The organism is Leisingera sp. UBA4491 (genome assembly GCF_002388965.1).
In the GTDB taxonomy this organism is placed as follows: Bacteria; Pseudomonadota; Alphaproteobacteria; order Rhodobacterales; family Rhodobacteraceae; genus Leisingera; species Leisingera aquaemixtae.
The window spans coordinates 47,993-64,572 of sequence record NZ_DGNN01000019.1; the positions used below are offsets into that span (position 1 = coordinate 47,993).

The following is a 16,580-nucleotide window of genomic DNA, read 5'->3' on the forward strand; positions in this document are numbered from 1 at the left end:
TGAGCTACGCCCGCGCTGCCATTCGGTGAGGCGGTGTTTAGGGATTTCCAAAACGGGCCGCAAGAGGAAATTTGAAAAACAGCGCAAGTATCTGTGGATAAGCGTTATTCTACGGTTCTGAGGAAATCCGCGAGGCGGTTTTTCAGGGCTTCAAGGTCCTTGGTTTCGCATTCCCAGACTGTCAGCACCTGCCAGCCTACCGCCTGCAAGGCCGCCGCGTGCTCCGCGTCGCGTTCGGCATTGCGCAACAGTTTCGGCTCCCAGTAATCGCGGCGGGAGGCGGGAATGCGCCCGTCGCGGCAGTCATGCAGATGCCAGAAGCAGCCATGCACAAAGATCACCTTGCGGCGCGGCCCGAACACCAGGTCGGGCTTGCCGGGCAAGTCCTTGCGGTGCAGCCGGTAGCGGACCCCCATCCCGTGCACCATCCGCCGCACCAGCAGTTCCGGCTTGGTATGCTTGGCGCGGATCTTCGCCATATTGGCGCTGCGACGTTCGGGTGTCAGCTTGTCGGCCATTTCACGGCATGTCCGGATTGTGCGGCCATGCGGGCATGATACTCGTTTTCGATCCGGCAGGAAATGAACTCGCCGCCGGCGCAGGGCGGCAGCTCCAGCGCCTTGATCAGCTGGCTGTCGTATTGGCCCGACAGCAGCAGGATGCCGTCCCGGGCCAGCAGGTCTCGCGTGCCGCGCCCCTTGTCCGAGCGGATCCGGCGCATGAAGTCCTTCTGCTGCGCCACCGCCTCCACCACATCGCGCGGAACCGGGCGGCGCTGGATCAGCCGGAACAGCTGCGCCATGCGCTCATTGCCGGTGTCGCCTGCAAAGATCTGCTGGACTGCGGCCTCATCCGCGGTGCGCCAGAAATTGGCGGGGTAGGGCTGATCCTTGAACAGCCACAGGATATGGCGGAATCCCTCGGCAGAGATGCTGCGCTTGGCGTCCTTGTTCTGGCCGTGGGTCAGGTAGGCGGGCCGGGCGACGATCAGGCCCAGGTAGCAGCGCGCCCGCACCTCATCTGCGGCGACCAGCAGGCAGGCGCAATCAATCGCCTCGGTCGGGATCATCCAGTTGCCGCCCATGGTGTGCTTGATGTCCACATCCTGGCCCAGGATCTCGGTATCCAGCCGCCCCTTGCGCAAGCGCAAGAGTGCCCGCAGCTCGATCTCGACCCGGGTGCCGATATAGGTCTTTTCAGTTTTCTCCAGCTCTTCATACGCGCGCCGCCCGGTCTTGGGCGTCATGATCACATCGTCAATGCACTGGCGCAGCATCTGCGGCACGTCGTGTTCCAGCGCCAGCGCGCCGCCGGCACGGGTGGTTATCTCCTCCGCCAGCGGGGAGAGGGTGCCGAAATCCGGATGGCCGGGACGCACAAGGCTGTCGGGAAGTTTCAGTTTCATCTTGTGTTCCGCCCGGCGGTACGCCGGGCAGCGCCCGTCCCGCCCCCCACGGGGCGGGCGCTGCCCTCAGGTCAATAATTGCTTTGGTGTCTTTACGCCCGCACGGCGTGAAGCTTCGGCTTGGCAATTGCCGCCCTCAGCTCCCGCGCCACCGCCTCGGCCACCGGCGGCGGGAAGGCATTGCCGACCTGGCGGTAGGCATTGGTCTTGGCGCCGGTGAAATGCCATGCGTCCGGGAAGCCCTGAATGCGCGCCACCATCCGCACCGTCAGCCGCGGCATGTCGTTGTGGAACGGGTCCGGCGCCTCATTCGCAATGGTGCGCCCCTCAACCCCCAGAGCGGCCCAGGCGCGCCGCGCGCGGGTCGGACCCAAATCGGGGCCGCCGTGTTTCTTGGAGCCGCCCACAACCGTTGGCGCAATCTCATCGGCCTTGGCGGCCCAGTCATCTGCCCCGCGCCAGCCGCGCTCCTTCATCAGGTCGATCAGGGTCGCGCCCACGGTCGGTGGATTGTGCGGCAGCGGCTCGGGCCAGTTGAACTGGCCGGAAAACTCCTTGCGCAGCGCAACAATCGCCACCCTCGGCCGCAGCTGAGGCACTCCGAAATCGGAGGCATTCAGCAGCCGCCAGTCGGTCTCATACCCCAGCTTCGACAGCTGCTTCTTCAGCTTCTCACGGTAGTCATGGAACACCGCATCCAGAAAGCCGCGCACGTTCTCGATCATCACGGCGCGGGGACGGGTGGCATCTACGATCTCGATCGCATCGTCGAACAGGTTGCGCTCGTCCTTCTCGCCCAGCTGCTTGCCCGCCACCGAAAACGGCGGGCAGGGCAGGCCGCCTGCCAAGAGGTCGATGCCCTTGTAATCGCCCGCAACCTCCTTGAACTTGCGCACGTCCTCTTCCAGCACGTTCCACGCAGGGCGGTTGTGGCGCAGGGTGGCGCAGCAATGCTTGTCGATCTCAACCAGCGCGGTGTGATCAAAGCCCGCCGCCTCGAGACCGAGGGCCTGGCCGCCCGCACCTGCGCATAGTTCTACTGATGTCAGCATTCTGCTCTGCCCGCCCGTTTCTGTTCTTGCTCTGTTCCTATGCGGAATCGTGATTCCGCACAAGGTTTTCTGCACCCGGGCAGACTATGCGGAAATCCTCAAAAGCGAAAGGCCGCCCCGGAGGGCGGCCTGTCCGTTTCCCGATGGAGCGGGCGATGAGATTCGAACTCACGACCCTTACCTTGGCAAGGTAATGCTCTACCCCTGAGCTACGCCCGCGCTGCCATCCGGTGAGCGGTGAAATAGGGGCTCTCCCTGCCGGCTGCAAGAGGAAAATCGGTGCAAGGCGAAAAAAATCCGCCCCGGAAGCGACGGAAGGGCGGGCGATGCGCGTGCCACTTTTCAAACATCCGGCTTTTTCAGGGGAGGTTGAGGCCATGAATTGGAAAGACTGCCTGCGGATCGCCTGCCTGAGCGCGGCGATTGCGATGGGGCTGCTGGTGCATGGGGCGCAGCATACCGCTGCACCGCAGACAGACAGCTGGTCCGGGCAGATCAAAGGGCTGACGCCGGTGCCGGTCGAGACTGTGACCCTGGCGCACCCGCCGGAACAGAGCGCCCGGTCTTAAGGCAAACCGTTTCCCGGCGCGGGAAACGGCCAAAAATCCTGCGAGGATTTTTGGTGCCAAGCATCAGCGCAGCCCCCGTTTTCCGCGCCGGAAAACGGGCCGGAATTCTCGTGGAATTCCGCCTTCCCCGCGCCCCGACCTTGCGAAACTGAAAAGGGCGCCCCGCCATCCGGCAGGACGCCCCCTTTCTTGAAATCAGCCCTGCGGCTTATTCCAGCTCGATCAGCAGATCCTTGGCGTCGATCTGGCCGCCGGCCTGAACATGCACCGCCTTCACCACCGCGTCGCGCTCGGCGTGGATGCCGGTCTCCATCTTCATCGCCTCGATGGTCAGCAGCATATCGCCCTCGTGCACCTGCTGGCCCACCTGTACCGCGACAGAGGCGACAACACCCGGCATCGGCGCGCCGACGTGGTTGGGGTTGCCGGCCTGTGCCTTCGGACGCGCTTCGGTCGAGGCCTTGACCAGACGGTTCGGCACCCGGATCACGCGGGGCTGGCCGTTGAGTTCAAAAAAGACCTTCACCTCGCCCTTCTCGTCGGTCTCGGAGATTGCCTGCAGGCGGATCTCCAGCGTCTTGCCCGGGTCGATCTCGGCGGTGATTTCCTCCCCCGGCTCCATGCCATAGAAGAAGGTGCGGGTCGGCAGGGTGCGCACCGGGCCGTACTGGCGGTGACGGCCCATATAGTCCAGGAACACCTTGGGATACATCAGGTAGCCGTTCAGGTCCTCGTCATCGACGCTGAAACCTTCCAGCTCCTTCGACAGTTCGGCACGAACCGCTTCCAGGTCCACCGGCTCCAGATGCGCGCCCGGGCGTTCGGTGTTCGGCGCTTCGCCTTTCAGCACCTTGCTGACGATGCCTTCCGGGAAGCCGCCCGGAGGCTGGCCCAGGTTGCCGCGCATCATGTCGACAACCGAGTCGGGGAAGGCCACGTCGGTCTTCGGGTCCTCGACCTGTGTGCGGGTCAGGCCCTGGCTCACCATCATCAGCGCCATGTCGCCAACCACCTTGGACGACGGCGTCACCTTCACGATATCGCCGAACATCTGGTTCACGTCCGCATAGGTCTGCGCCACATCGGCCCATTTCTCTTCCAGCCCCAGGCTGCGCGCCTGCGCCTTCAGGTTGGTGAACTGGCCGCCCGGCATCTCGTGCAGGTAGACTTCCGAGGCGGGTGCCTGCAGACCGCTCTCAAACGCCGCATACTGCGCCCGCACCTGCTCCCAGTAGCCGGAGATCTCGCGCACCTTGGCGATGTCTATGCCGGTGTCGCGCTCGGTGTTGCGCAGCGCCTCGACGATGGAGCCCAGGCAGGGCTGTGAAGTGCCGCCGGAGAAGGCGTCCATGGCCGCATCCACCGCATCGACGCCGGCATCCGCCGCCGCCAGGATGGTGGCCCCGGCCACGCCGGAGGTGTCATGGGTGTGGAAGTGGACCGGCAGGCCGACCTCTTCCTTCAGCGCCTTGACCAGCTGGCGGGCGGCGGCGGGCTTCAACAGGCCTGCCATGTCCTTCAGGCCCAGAATGTGGGCGCCGGCCGCTTCCAGCTCCTTCGCCATGCCGACGTAATACTTCAGGTCGTACTTGGCGCGGTTCGGGTCCAGGATATCGCCGGTATAGCAGATGGTGCCTTCGCAGACCTTGCCGCTCTCGACCACCGCATCCATCGCAACGCGCATGTTCTCCACCCAGTTCAGCGAGTCGAAGACGCGGAACACGTCGACGCCGGTCTTCGCCGCCTGGCGCACGAATTCCTGCACCACGTTGTCCGGATAGTTGGTGTAGCCGACGCCGTTGGAGGCGCGCAGCAGCATCTGGGTCATCAGGTTCGGCATCCGTTCGCGCAGGTCGCGCAGGCGCTGCCAGGGGCATTCCTGCAGGAAGCGGTAGGCCACGTCAAAGGTCGCACCGCCCCAGCACTCGACAGAGAACAGCTGGCTCAGGTTCTGCGCATAGGCCGGTGCCACCTTGATCATGTCGATCGAGCGCATCCGGGTCGCCAGCAGCGACTGGTGGCCGTCGCGCATGGTGGTGTCGGTCAGGAGCAGCTGCGGCTGCGCCTTCATCCAGTCGGCCACCGCCTGCGCGCCCTTTTCCTCCAGCAGGTTGCGGGTGCCCTTGGGCAGGCCGCCCGGCTCGACCCGCGGCGCGCGCGGCTCTTTCAGGTCGGAGGCGGGGGCCGGACGGCCTTCGGTTTCCGGATGGCCGTTCACGGTGATGTCCGCGATATAGGTCAGCACCTTGGTGCCGCGGTCGCGGCGCTTCTTGAACTGGAACAGCTCCGGCGTCTCGTCGATGAATTTGGTGGTGTATTCATTCGACAGGAAGGTCGGGTGCTTCAGAAGGTTCTCGACAAAGGCGATGTTGGTGCTGACGCCGCGCACCCGGAACTCGCGCAGCGCGCGGTCCATGCGGGCAATCGCCTTCTCGGGCGTCGGTGCCCAGGCAGTCACCTTGGTCAAAAGCGAGTCGTAATAGCGGGTGATCACGCCGCCCGCATATGCGGTGCCGCCGTCCAGGCGGATGCCCATGCCGGTGGCGGAGCGGTAGGCGGTGATGCGGCCATAGTCCGGGATGAAGTTGTTCAGCGGATCTTCGGTGGTCACACGGGTCTGCAGCGCGTGGCCATTGAGGCGGATATCGTCCTGCGACGCCTTGCCGGTGGCTTCCGCAATGCTCTTGCCCTCAGCGATCAGGATCTGCGCTTGCACGATGTCGATGCCGGTGACCTCTTCGGTCACGGTATGCTCCACCTGCACCCTCGGGTTCACCTCGATGAAGTAGAACTTGCCGTCGTTCATATCCATCAGGAATTCGACGGTGCCCGCGCATTCATAGTTCACATGCTGGCAGATCCTGCGGCCCAGGTCGCAGATCTCGGCGCGCTGCTCTTCGGTCAAATAGGGGGCAGGCGCGCGCTCGACCACTTTCTGGTTGCGGCGCTGGACCGAGCAGTCGCGCTCGTAAAGGTGATAGATGTTGCCGTCCTTGTCGCCCAGGATCTGCACCTCGACGTGGCGGGCGCGGGTGATCATCTTTTCCAGATACCCTTCGCCGTTGCCGAAGGCGGCTTCCGCCTCGCGGCGGCCTTCCAGCACCTTTTCTTCGAGCTCCTTCTCGGCGAGGATCGGGCGCATGCCGCGGCCGCCGCCGCCCCAGGAGGCCTTCAGCATCAGCGGATAGCCGATCTCGGCCGCTTCCTTGCGGATCGCGTCCATGTCGTCGCCCAGCACTTCGGTCGCCGGGATGACCGGCACGCCGGCCTCAATCGCCACCTTGCGGGCCGAGGCCTTGTCGCCCAGGGCGCGCATGGTTTCCGCCTTGGGGCCGATGAAGGTGATGCCGTTGCGGGCGCAGGCGTCCACGAAATCCGGGTTCTCAGACAAGAGGCCGTAGCCGGGGTGAATCGCATCGGCGCCGCATTCCTTGGCGACGCGGATGATCTCGTCGATCGACAGATAGGCCGCAACCGGCCCCATGCCTTCGCCGATCCGGTAGGCTTCGTCCGCCTTGAACCGGTGCAGGCCGAGTTTGTCCTCCTCGGCATAGACGGCGACGGTGCGCTTGCCCATCTCGTTGGCGGCGCGCATCACGCGGATCGCGATCTCGCCACGGTTGGCAATCAGGATCTTTTTGAAGTCGGTCATTTCACCCTCGGGGTCCGTGCAAGTTGGTGCAGTGTTAGGCGGATATTAGCGATCCGCACAACCGTAGTTCTGGGTATTTCCGGCATGATTGCGCTCTCAAGCGGCCTGTTTTTGGATTTTTGTTACATTCCGGATGGCGGTTTGTTGCGCCTTGTAACCGGCCTGGCCCCCGAAGGGGTTTTGCGGGGCGCCGGACCCCGGCGGCCGGCACCGGCCGCTTTCGGTCAGCGTGCTCAACTTCGGGTCAGGAATGCGCCGGTCCGCGCAACCAAAGAGGCCCGGTCCTGACCTTCCGCAACAGCCGCTGCCTGGGGTGTTGCGGTACACTGAAAACAGACTTGGGTTCAAATGCTTGCCCTCAAGATACCAGCCGCGCTCCGGCGCTGGCTGCTGCCAAGGAGAGTGATCATGCACCGTATCATTTACGTCAGCCAGGCCGTGCGCGGCATGTCCAGCAAGGAGCTGGCCGTGATCGTCGGCAAGGCGCAGAAATCCAACGCCGCCGCCGGTGTGACCGGTATGCTGGTCGGCCACATGGGGTGGTTCCTGCAGGTGATCGAAGGCCCGGCGGAGGCGCTGGCTGCGCTGTTTCACCGCATCAGTGCCGACCCGCGCCACGGCAACATCCGGGTGCTGGTCAGCGAGGCGGCCCCGGCCCGGGCGTTCCCGGAGTGGCGGATGGCGTTTTCGGAACCGCACGCGCTGCCTCCGTCCGTGCAAAAGCACGTGTTTGCGCTGCAGAACCTGATCCCGATCAACAGCCCCGACCGCGGCAGCGAAACCGCGGTGCGGCAGGTTGTGCGCGACTTTCTGGCCGCCTTCGAGCGGCTTGAAAAACCCGCCTGAGCGGCACCGCCGGGCGGGTCATCCCGCCGCTGGCGGCCACGGCTTCAGCGCCTTCAGCGCCGCCAGGTCCGGTGTTCCCAGCTGGCTCATGTTCGCCTGCATGTCCTTGGCCAGAATGTCCGTCAGATGCGCCGGGCCGTCCGCGCCAAGTGCGGCCAGCGCATAGTGGCAGGCCCGGCCCAGCATGACGAAATCCGCACCAAGGGCCAGCGCCCGGATGATGTCCAGCCCGCCTTCGATGCCGCTGTCGAAAACCAGCGGAATGCGCACCGCTTCCCGGATCTCCGGCAGCACCTCTATTGCGGCGGGGCAGCCGTCGAACTGGCGGCCGCCGTGGTTGGAGATCCAGACCGCATCGGCGCCGGCCTCTTCCAGCCGCTTGGCATCCTGCGCGCGCAGCACCCCTTTGACGACGAACGGGCCGTCCCAGTTGCGCCGCAGCCAATCCACATAATCCCAGTCGGGCGAGGTCCGCAGCAAATAGCCGACATGGGCGGTCGGCGGCAGGTTTTTCTGCGCACCGGAGATATATCTGTCCAGCGTCCGCATATGCGGCATCCCCTGCCGTGCCATCCCCAGCGCCCAGGCGGGGCGGATGGCGATCTGCGCCAGCAGCCGCGGGGTCAGCCGCGGCGGCTGGGTCAGGCCGGACCGGGTCTGCCGCTCCCGGCGCGAGGCGGCGGGCACGTCCACCGTCAGCACCAGCGTCCTGAACCCCGCATCCCGGGCCCGCGCCAGCAGGTCGGCGCGGATGCCCTCGTCCTTGGGCGGATAAAGCTGGAACCAGGCGTCCTGCCCCAGATGCGGCGCCAGGTCCTCCGGCGACTGGCTGGCCACGGTGGACAGGCAGAACGGAATGCCCGCCGCGGCGGCACTGCGCGCCAGCGCGGCCTCGGCGCCGGGCCAGATCAGCCCGGACATGCCCACCGGCGCGATGCCAAAGGGCAGGGCCTGGGCCATCCCCAGAAAAACGGTGCTCAGGTCCGGCTCCATCGGCCCGTGCAGCACCGAGGGCAGGAAGCGGATCCGGTCCAGCGCCCTGCGGTTGCGGGCGCGGGCCTGCTCAGCGCCGGTGCCGCTGTCCAGATAATCCCACACGAACCGCGGCAGGCGGCGTTTGGCGCGGCGTTTCAAATCGTCAAGGCCGGGGTAGCGCTGATGCAGATCCATCCGCGCATTTGGGGGCCGCAGCGCGCAAATGTCCAGACCCGCCGGGCGGTTGCGCCGCTGCCGGCCGCCGCCGTCAGCCCGCCTTGTTCGAACCTTCAGCGGGCCCGCGCGCAGAGGCCGCCTGTTCCGCCGCGCGCCATTCGGCATCCTGCCCGGCCTCGGCACTTGTTGCGGCCACGCAGACCTGGTTCCGCCCCTTCGCCTTGGCGGCGTAAAGCGCCTCATCCGCGGCCCGCAGCAGGTCCTGCGGCAGCAGCCCGTGCGCCGGGTAATGCGCAACACCGGCGGAAATGGTGATCTGCGGCAGCGTCTTTTCGCCATAACGCACGGTGATCTCCTCCACCGCCTGGCGCAGCAGCTCGGCGCGGGTTAGCGCATCTTCGGGGGGAACGCCCGGCAGAATGAGTGTGAATTCCTCGCCGCCGGGGCGGCAGGCGGCCTCGCTGCCGTCGCAAGCCTTGTCCAGCACCGTGCCGACCGCCCGCAGCACCATGTCGCCCGCGTCATGGCCGTGGTTGTCGTTGAATTTCTTGAAATGGTCCACATCCACCGCAATCACGCTGAGGCGCGCGCAGTTCAGGGCGCTGCTGCTGAGGAACTTGCGCAGGCTTTCGGTCATGTGGCGGCGGTTGAACAGCCCGGTCAGCGGGTCGCGCACCGACTGGTCGTGCAGTTGGTCGCGCATCCGCACATTGGCGATCGCCATGCTGATCTGCTCGGCGCACATCTGCGCCAGCGGCTTGCAGGTGGCAAAATCGCCGGCCCGCGGCGGCATCGCCCGCAGATGCATCAGCCCCACGGTCTCGCCATGGGCCAGGATCGGAAAGCAGAAATAGGGCCGCCCGTCATGCGGCACCGCATGGGCGCAGGTGAACTCCACCTCCGAGGCGCCGAATTCATAGGTGCGGCCGCGGCGCAAGCCCCAGCATTCATCGGGCCGGATATGGTCCTTCAGCGCGCCGCCGTTCCAGCTGGCGCAGCCGGCCAGCACATCGCGGGAGTTGGAGAACACATAGATGCTGCCCTCGGCATCGGGCAGCAGGTGGCTCATGAACTCCGACACCATCTTGAACAGCTCATCCAGCGAGCGGCAGGATTGCAGCCACTCGTTCAGCTCCCCCAGCAGTTTGACTTCGCGCGCCAGCTGCATCTGGCTGGCCATGATCTCCTGATCCTTGGCGGCGCGCTGCTGCATCTGCCGCAGGCTGAACCGGTTGGTCCGGATGACGGTAAGGGAGACGATGCCGATTGCCGCCACCATCACGGCAGACACCAGCGCCAGCGAGATCCGCACCCGGTTCAGGAAGGTCTCGCGGAGCGCGGTGATATCCGCATAAAATTCAACCGCCCCGGCAAACCGGCCGCCCTGCAGCACCGGGGTGTAGATTTCCGCCACATCGCGGGTGGCCGCCATGGCGCCTGTGTCGCGGGTTTCAAACCCGTCGATCTGCGCTACCGGTTTGCTGTCCTGGGCATAATAGACCGCGCCCTTGGCCACGATCTGCTGGAAATAGGGTTCGCGGTTCACCGTGCCGATGTCGGCGGGGCGGGTGGACCACAGCACGCGCCCGTCTGCCTGAAACAGCTTGATCCGGTAGGCTTCGGTGGTTTCCGGCAGCAGCGACAGGTATTCGACATCATGCGCGTCCAGCTCGCCGGACAGGAACGTGCCGCCGCCGTCTTCCAGGTGCAGAAGGATGCGGCGGCGCCAGTCCGTTGCCTGCTTGCGCAGGTCGGCCTCCAGCATCCGGTCGACAACCGGGGCGGGGAGGGCATAAACAGCCCAGGCCGACAGCGCGGCTGCTGCCAGCAGCACCAGAAGCAGCGAATAGGTCTTGAGAAGGGGCAGCAGCTGCCCGGCCGGCTGATTTGCCATTCAGATCACTTGTTACGACACGTTTCACCCCAGGGTTGCATGCAAGCGTTGCGGTTTTGTGAATCCGGCAGCCCTGCGCGGCGGAATGTGCCGCGAACATGTTTCAAATCCGCGCTTTCCCGGGCGGCGGGCCTGCGATCCAGAAACGTGTGAACAGAGTGTGAACGTCCTCTTTCCGCCGCCGCTGAATCACGCTAGGATCACGGCCATGAGCAGTTTCGACGAAATGGACGCCTTTGAGGGCGCATCGCTGTCGGCCCGCGCCATGCAGGCGCGGCCGATGCCGTATCTGGACAGCCTCAACCCCGCCCAGCGGGAGGCGGTTGAATGCCTCGACGGCCCGGTCCTGATGCTGGCGGGCGCGGGCACCGGCAAGACTAAGGCGCTGACCACCCGCATCGTGCACCTTCTCAACACCGGCCGGGCGCGCCCGAAAGAGATTCTGTCGGTGACCTTCACCAACAAGGCCGCCCGCGAAATGAAGGAGCGGGTCGGGGCGATGCTGGGCCAGGCGGTCGAGGGGATGCCCTGGCTCGGCACCTTCCACTCGATCTGCGTCAAGCTGCTGCGCCGCCACGCGGAACTGGCGGGGCTGAAATCGAACTTCACCATTCTCGACACCGATGACCAGATCCGCCTGCTGAAACAGCTGATCCAGGCCGCGGGCATCGACGACAAGCGCTGGCCCGCGCGGATGCTGGCCGGAATCATCGACGACTGGAAGAACCGCGCGCTGACGCCGGACAGGGTGCCTGCCGCCGATGCTGGCGCCTACAACAACCGCGGCACCGAGTTTTATGCCCAGTACCAGACCCGCCTGCGCGAGCTGAACGCGGTCGATTTCGGCGACCTGCTGTTGCACATGGTGACGATCTTCCAGAACCATCCGGACGTGCTGGAGCAGTACCAGCGCTGGTTCCGCTACATCATGGTGGACGAATACCAGGATACCAACGTCGCCCAGTACCTGTGGCTGCGGCTCTTGGCGGGCAAGCACAAGAACGTCTGCTGCGTCGGCGACGACGACCAGTCGATCTATGGCTGGCGCGGTGCCGAGGTTGGCAACATCCTGCGGTTCGAAAAGGATTTTCCCGGCGCCATGGTGGTCCGGCTGGAGCAGAACTACCGCTCCACCGGCCATATCCTTGCCGCCGCCGCGGGCGTCATCCGCGGCAACCAGGGCCGCCTGGGCAAAGAGCTGTGGACCGAGGCCGGCGACGGCGAAAAGGTCCGCCTGATCGGCCATTGGGACGGCGAGGAAGAGGCCCGCTGGATCGGTGAGGAGATTGAGGCGATGCAGCGCGGCACCCGCGGCCAGGCGCCGCTTGGGCTGGACCAGATGGCGATTCTTGTGCGCGCCTCCCACCAGATGCGCGCGTTCGAGGACCGGTTCCTGACCATCGGCCTGCCGTACCGGGTGATCGGCGGCCCGCGCTTCTATGAGCGGATGGAGATCCGCGATGCGATGGCCTATTTCCGCGTCGTGGTGTCTCCGGACGACGACCTGGCGTTCGAGCGCATCGTCAACACCCCCAAGCGCGGCCTCGGCGACAAGGCGCAGCAGACCATTCAGGGCCTCGCCCGCGAAAACGGTGTTTCGCTGGTGGAGGGCGCCCGTCTGGCGGTGGAGGGCGGCCAGATCAAGGGCAAGGGCGGCGGCGCCCTGCGCGAACTGGTCGAGGGCATCGCCCGCTGGGGCCGCATGGCCGGCGATCCCGATCTCACCCATATGGAGCTGGCCGAGATCATCCTGGACGAGTCCGGCTACACCGCCATGTGGCAGAACGACAAAACGCCGGAGGCGCCGGGCCGTCTGGAAAACCTCAAGGAACTGGTGAAGGCGCTGGAGTCGTTTGAGAACCTCCAGGGCTTCCTCGAACACGTCAGCCTGGTGATGGACAACGACAAGCAGGACGCAGACGAGAAGGTCTCGATCATGACCCTGCATGCTGCCAAGGGCCTGGAATTCCCCGCCGTCTTCCTGCCGGGCTGGGAGGACGGGTTGTTTCCCTCGCAGCGCTCGATGGATGAAAGCGGCCTGAAAGGCTTGGAGGAAGAGCGCCGCCTTGCCTATGTCGGCATCACCCGCGCCGAACAGATCTGCACCATCTCCTTCGCCGGCAACCGCCGGGTGTTCGGCCAGTGGCAGTCGCAGCTGCCCTCGCGGTTCATTGACGAACTGCCGGAGGAGCATGTCGAGGTGCTGACCCCGCCGGGCCTTTATGGCGGCGGCTACGGCGCGGCGGCGCCCGGGGCCTCGATGGGGGCAGGGCAGGTGCGCTCGACGATCGAGGAAAAGATGGCGCAGGCGGATGGCTACAACTCCCCCGGCTGGAAACGGATGCAGGCCCGCGCCGGCCAGCGCGGTCTGTCGCAGCCCAAGGAAAGCAAGCACCAGGTGATTGACCTGACCGCCACCTCCAGCTTCACCCTGGGAGAGCGCGTGTTCCACCAGAAATTCGGCTACGGCGCCATCACCGGGATCGAGGGCGACAAGCTGGAAGTGGATTTCGAAAAGGCCGGCACCAAGAAAGTGGTTGCCCGCTTCGTCTCCACCCCGGACGACGTTCCGTTCTGATCAGCGCTCTGGCGCCGGCTGTGCCGGCGGATCGGATCGCGCAGCGATCCGATCCGGGCGCGGGGGCGGCGGGCAGCACAGCTGCCCGCCGCCCCCGCGCCACCCCCATCCTCTGACAAAGACGTGACAGCGGCAGGCCTTTTGCCTGGCTGCAGCCGCTTGCCTGCACCATGACCACAGGAGGCCTGCAAGGCGCAGGCTTTCATGTGATGTTCTGAAAATTGATGTCCTGAAAATCAAGAAACGGCGGCGCCCAGGGAGGAGGAGGGGCACCGCCGTTCTGTCAAACACCGGGGAAAAGGGAGGAGGAGACCCCGGTGATTCAAGCCCGGCTTGTGACCGGTATAGGGTGCGGCGGCATCAGGGAGGAGGAGGATGCCGCCGCGTAGCACAGGCTCTTCAAAGGGAGGAGGAGGAAGAGCCTGATCTCTATCAGTTGTTCTCGTATGCGGCCTGGTAGGCGACGCGCTTGATTTCGCAGCGGCTCAGGCCCAGGTCCGCCAGCTCGCGGCCCGACAGCGCCGACAGCTCATTGACGGTCTGGCGGTACAGGCGGTAGCGGGTGACCTTCACCAGCATCGCGTTCAGGAAGCCTGCCGGGGATGCCACGCTCACTGCGGAGATTTGATGTGCTGCAGCCATGGTTCCGTTCCTTCATCCAGCCGTTTCGTCATCTGCGTCTTGCGCCTCAGTGGCGCCGCTTGAGCCATAATTTAGGGATCTCCCCGGAAGTCGCAATCCCGTGCTTCGTCAATGCTGCTATGCAGCATCTGCATGGGTGACGTATGGGTATGTAACTGGAATATGACAATAATTTCGGCAACGGCTTACGCATCTGTATAATTATGCGGCACCGTGCGGCGGTTTTTGCATGGCGCGCAGCCCCGTCTGTTGACAAGCGCCGCCGCCGGTCCCCGCGGCCCGCGTGCGGCAATCGGGCCCGGCGGGTTTCACGCGCCGCCGCCGCCGCATATATAAGGCGCGAAGAACACGCAGGAGAGCAGTCATGCCGGTCACCCAGGATCAGATTCACGCAGTGCTGGAGCGGCTGGCCCTGCCGGACGGCGGCACGCTGGTGTCGCGCGACATGCTGCGGGCACTACGCATCGAAGGCAACAGGGTCAGCTTCGTGATCGAGGCCCCGAGCCTTGAGATCGCCAAGCTGATGGAGCCGCTGCGCAAGGCGGCCGAGGCGGCGGTGCTCTCGCTTGACGGTGTCGAAGCCGTCTCCGCCGCGCTGACCGCCCACGCCCCGCAGCAGCCTGCGCCCAGCCTCAAGGTCGGCGGCCACCCGAAACCCCAGGCGGAGCCGCTGAAGCCCGCAGGCGTCAAGCGCATCCTGGCCGTTGCCTCCGGCAAAGGCGGGGTGGGGAAGTCCACCATATCGTCGAACCTGGCCGTGGCGCTGGCCCGGCAGGGCCGCAAGGTGGGCCTTCTGGATGCAGATATCTACGGCCCCTCCCAGCCCCGGATGATGGGCGCCGCCGGCCGCCCCGCCAGCCCCGACGGCAAGACCATCGAGCCGCTGCACGCGCATGGGGTCACGCTGATGTCGATCGGCTTCATGCTGGAGGAGGGCAAGGCGGTGGTCTGGCGCGGGCCGATGCTGATGGGCGCGCTGCAGCAGATGCTGGGCCAGGTGAACTGGGGCGAGCTGGACGTGCTGATCGTCGATCTGCCGCCCGGCACCGGCGACGTGCAGCTGACGCTCTGCACCAAGGCGGAGCTGTCCGGCGCCATCGTTGTTTCCACCCCGCAGGACGTGGCGCTGCTGGACGCGCGCAAGGCGCTGGACATGTTCAACACGCTGAAGACCCCGGTGCTGGGGCTGATCGAGAACATGTCCTTCTTCACCTGCCCGGACTGCGGCGGCGAGCATCACATCTTCGGCCACGGCGGCGTCGCGGCTGAGGCCGAGACACTGGGCCTGCCGCTCCTGGGCGCGCTGCCGATTGATCTGGAAACCCGGCTGGCGGGCGACAGCGGCACACCCGTCGCGGCGGGGGAGGGGCCAATGGCCCAGGCTTATGCCCGGATCGCGGAAGGGCTGGTCCGGGGCGGCATGGCCTGAGGCCCCGCGGGCACGCACAAATTCTCTCTAGTATATGATGGCGCCTCGCGCCGGATGGCCCGCCCCCTGTGGCGGGCCTTCTGTTGTTTGCGGCCCGCACATGGGCGCTGATGGGACAGGCTGCCGGTCCTGGGGCCGCATGGGACAGGCCGCCCGGGACAAAGGCGCGTTGGGCGGGCGGGATCCCATGGGATCGCTGGGAATTCACGGGATCTGCGGGAAATCATGGGCGCCATGGGAAATCATGGCCCTTTTCTCCATCCATTTCCTCTTGCCAGCACGAATCACCCCGTGCTGAAACGCTGGCAAAGAGAATTTCTGGTGCAAAGGCGCGGGCTGATTTGCGAACGTTAAGCGAACACCGGCAGAATCTACGAGTTCCTCGCCGGAATCGCGGGAAACTATGGGAAAAAAATTGCAGCCGCAACTCCCCTCTATATGTTGTGTTTGTGCTGGCTTTTCTTACAACAAATTCCGGATTTGGCCCCAAATAGGCCGCGAATCTGGGCCGAATCTTCGGATTCACTGTCAAGAGCTTGGCGGTTTTGGGCAGAAAACAGTTGCAGGGCCATCAATTCCCATAGTATCCCTGTTTCATCGGATGAGACGAGGGACGGGGCGCCAAACGACCCCAAGCCAAAAAACAAAACAAGCAGGTTTCATACAGGCCTTCGCTTTCATCGAACCAAGAGATCCGGCGCGCGAGCGAGCAGACATCCCCCCAGGTGGCGCGCGCAGTCGGACATCCCGCAAAGCGGGCCAAGGCGGCGGGTTGATCAGTGGCAGCAGATCAACCCGCCCCTTTTCATTCTGGGGGACGGATTAACGCGAGGGACGCGCGAAAAGGACGGGAAATTGGGCCGCAGGTTCAGAGGCGAAAGCCACCACAAGGTGGACAGCAAGGGGCGGGTGTCAATCCCCGCCTCCTTTCGCCGTGTCCTGGAGGCCGCCGATCCGAACTGGCAGCCGGGCCAGAACCCCGATCTGGTGATCGTCTACGGCGACCATCGCCGCAACTTCCTGGAATGCTATACTATAGAGGCGATCGAAGAGGTCGACGCCAAGATCGACCAGCTGCCGCGCGGCTCGATGCAGCGCAAGATGCTGCAGCGCATGTTCCACGGCCAGTCCTTCCCGACCAATGTGGATGAGACCGGCCGCCTGGTGCTGCCCGCCAAGCTGCGCCAGAAGATCGATCTGGAGGCCGAGGCCTTTTTCATCGCCGCGGGCGACACCTTCCAGATCTGGAAGCCGGAAACCTATGAGGCCGAGGAACTGGCTCAGGCCGAGAAATGGATGGAAGAGCTGCCCGAGGACTTCGATCCGATGGAATTCCTAGATGGCGCCGGGAGCGCTTAAGA

Annotated in this window: 12 protein-coding genes and 1 tRNA gene; 5 read left to right on the top strand and 8 right to left on the bottom strand. The window is 65.2% G+C overall.

The genetic code is table 11. The features are described 5' to 3' along the window. Nucleotides 1-104: 104 nt before the first annotated feature. From B2P87_RS10610 to B2P87_RS10625, 4 genes are all read right to left on the bottom strand, one after another. Nucleotides 105-518 carry a very short patch repair endonuclease gene (locus B2P87_RS10610; RefSeq protein ID WP_141889919.1) on the bottom strand — a complete coding sequence of 138 codons (414 nt, stop codon included), beginning with the start codon at nucleotides 516-518 and terminating at the stop codon, nucleotides 105-107. Continuing rightward, on the bottom strand, nucleotides 503-1,405 hold the full coding sequence (locus B2P87_RS10615) for a NaeI family type II restriction endonuclease (protein ID WP_141889920.1): 903 nt from the start codon (nucleotides 1,403-1,405) through the stop codon (nucleotides 503-505). Before B2P87_RS10615 ends, B2P87_RS10610 begins: the two co-directional genes overlap by 16 nt. A gap of 92 nt (nucleotides 1,406-1,497) precedes the next feature. Then, on the bottom strand, nucleotides 1,498-2,457 hold the full coding sequence (locus B2P87_RS10620; protein ID WP_141889921.1) for a DNA cytosine methyltransferase: 960 nt from the start codon (nucleotides 2,455-2,457) through the stop codon (nucleotides 1,498-1,500). Between the two features lie 144 nt (nucleotides 2,458-2,601). After that, nucleotides 2,602-2,676: transfer RNA gene (locus tag B2P87_RS10625), tRNA-Gly, on the bottom strand. 158 nt (nucleotides 2,677-2,834) lie between these two features. Between B2P87_RS10625 and B2P87_RS10630 the strand changes: the two genes are divergently transcribed. Next, nucleotides 2,835-3,026, top strand: a complete 192-nt coding sequence (locus B2P87_RS10630; RefSeq protein WP_141889922.1) for a hypothetical protein — start codon at nucleotides 2,835-2,837, stop codon at nucleotides 3,024-3,026. A gap of 208 nt (nucleotides 3,027-3,234) precedes the next feature. Here the strand turns inward: B2P87_RS10630 and B2P87_RS10635 are convergent, their stop codons facing one another. Then, nucleotides 3,235-6,678 carry a pyruvate carboxylase gene (locus B2P87_RS10635; RefSeq protein ID WP_141889923.1) on the bottom strand — a complete coding sequence of 1,148 codons (3,444 nt, stop codon included), beginning with the start codon at nucleotides 6,676-6,678 and terminating at the stop codon, nucleotides 3,235-3,237. A 408-nt stretch (nucleotides 6,679-7,086) separates the two neighbouring features. On the opposite strand from B2P87_RS10635, the gene B2P87_RS10640 reads away from it, so the two are divergent. Then, nucleotides 7,087-7,524, top strand: coding sequence for a BLUF domain-containing protein (locus B2P87_RS10640; protein WP_208764525.1), 438 nt, complete (start codon nucleotides 7,087-7,089; stop codon nucleotides 7,522-7,524). Between the two features lie 18 nt (nucleotides 7,525-7,542). Here B2P87_RS10640 and B2P87_RS10645 read toward each other — a convergent pair whose 3' ends face one another. Both B2P87_RS10645 and B2P87_RS10650 read right to left on the bottom strand, forming a co-directional pair. After that, nucleotides 7,543-8,694 carry an alpha-hydroxy acid oxidase gene (locus B2P87_RS10645; RefSeq protein WP_141889925.1) on the bottom strand — a complete coding sequence of 384 codons (1,152 nt, stop codon included), beginning with the start codon at nucleotides 8,692-8,694 and terminating at the stop codon, nucleotides 7,543-7,545. Between the two features lie 73 nt (nucleotides 8,695-8,767). Continuing rightward, nucleotides 8,768-10,570: a sensor domain-containing diguanylate cyclase gene (locus B2P87_RS10650; RefSeq protein WP_141889926.1), complete on the bottom strand. Its 1,803-nt coding sequence runs from the start codon at nucleotides 10,568-10,570 to the stop codon at nucleotides 8,768-8,770. A 208-nt stretch (nucleotides 10,571-10,778) separates the two neighbouring features. Here B2P87_RS10650 and B2P87_RS10655 point away from each other — a divergent pair, with 208 nt between their 5' ends. Beyond that, nucleotides 10,779-13,148, top strand: a complete 2,370-nt coding sequence (locus B2P87_RS10655) for an ATP-dependent helicase (protein ID WP_141889927.1) — start codon at nucleotides 10,779-10,781, stop codon at nucleotides 13,146-13,148. Between the two features lie 432 nt (nucleotides 13,149-13,580). Here B2P87_RS10655 and B2P87_RS10660 read toward each other — a convergent pair whose 3' ends face one another. Beyond that, a complete protein-coding gene (locus B2P87_RS10660; protein ID WP_058284417.1) occupies nucleotides 13,581-13,790 on the bottom strand; it encodes a DUF1127 domain-containing protein in 210 nt (69 codons plus the stop codon). Between the two features lie 364 nt (nucleotides 13,791-14,154). Between B2P87_RS10660 and B2P87_RS10665 the strand changes: the two genes are divergently transcribed. Continuing rightward, nucleotides 14,155-15,219 (top strand): Mrp/NBP35 family ATP-binding protein, encoded by a 1,065-nt coding sequence (locus B2P87_RS10665; protein WP_141889928.1) that lies wholly within the window; start codon nucleotides 14,155-14,157, stop codon nucleotides 15,217-15,219. A gap of 855 nt (nucleotides 15,220-16,074) precedes the next feature. Beyond that, on the top strand, nucleotides 16,075-16,578 hold the full coding sequence (gene mraZ, locus B2P87_RS10670) for a division/cell wall cluster transcriptional repressor MraZ (RefSeq protein ID WP_141889929.1): 504 nt from the start codon (nucleotides 16,075-16,077) through the stop codon (nucleotides 16,576-16,578). The last annotated feature ends 2 nt before the right edge of the window (nucleotides 16,579-16,580 follow it).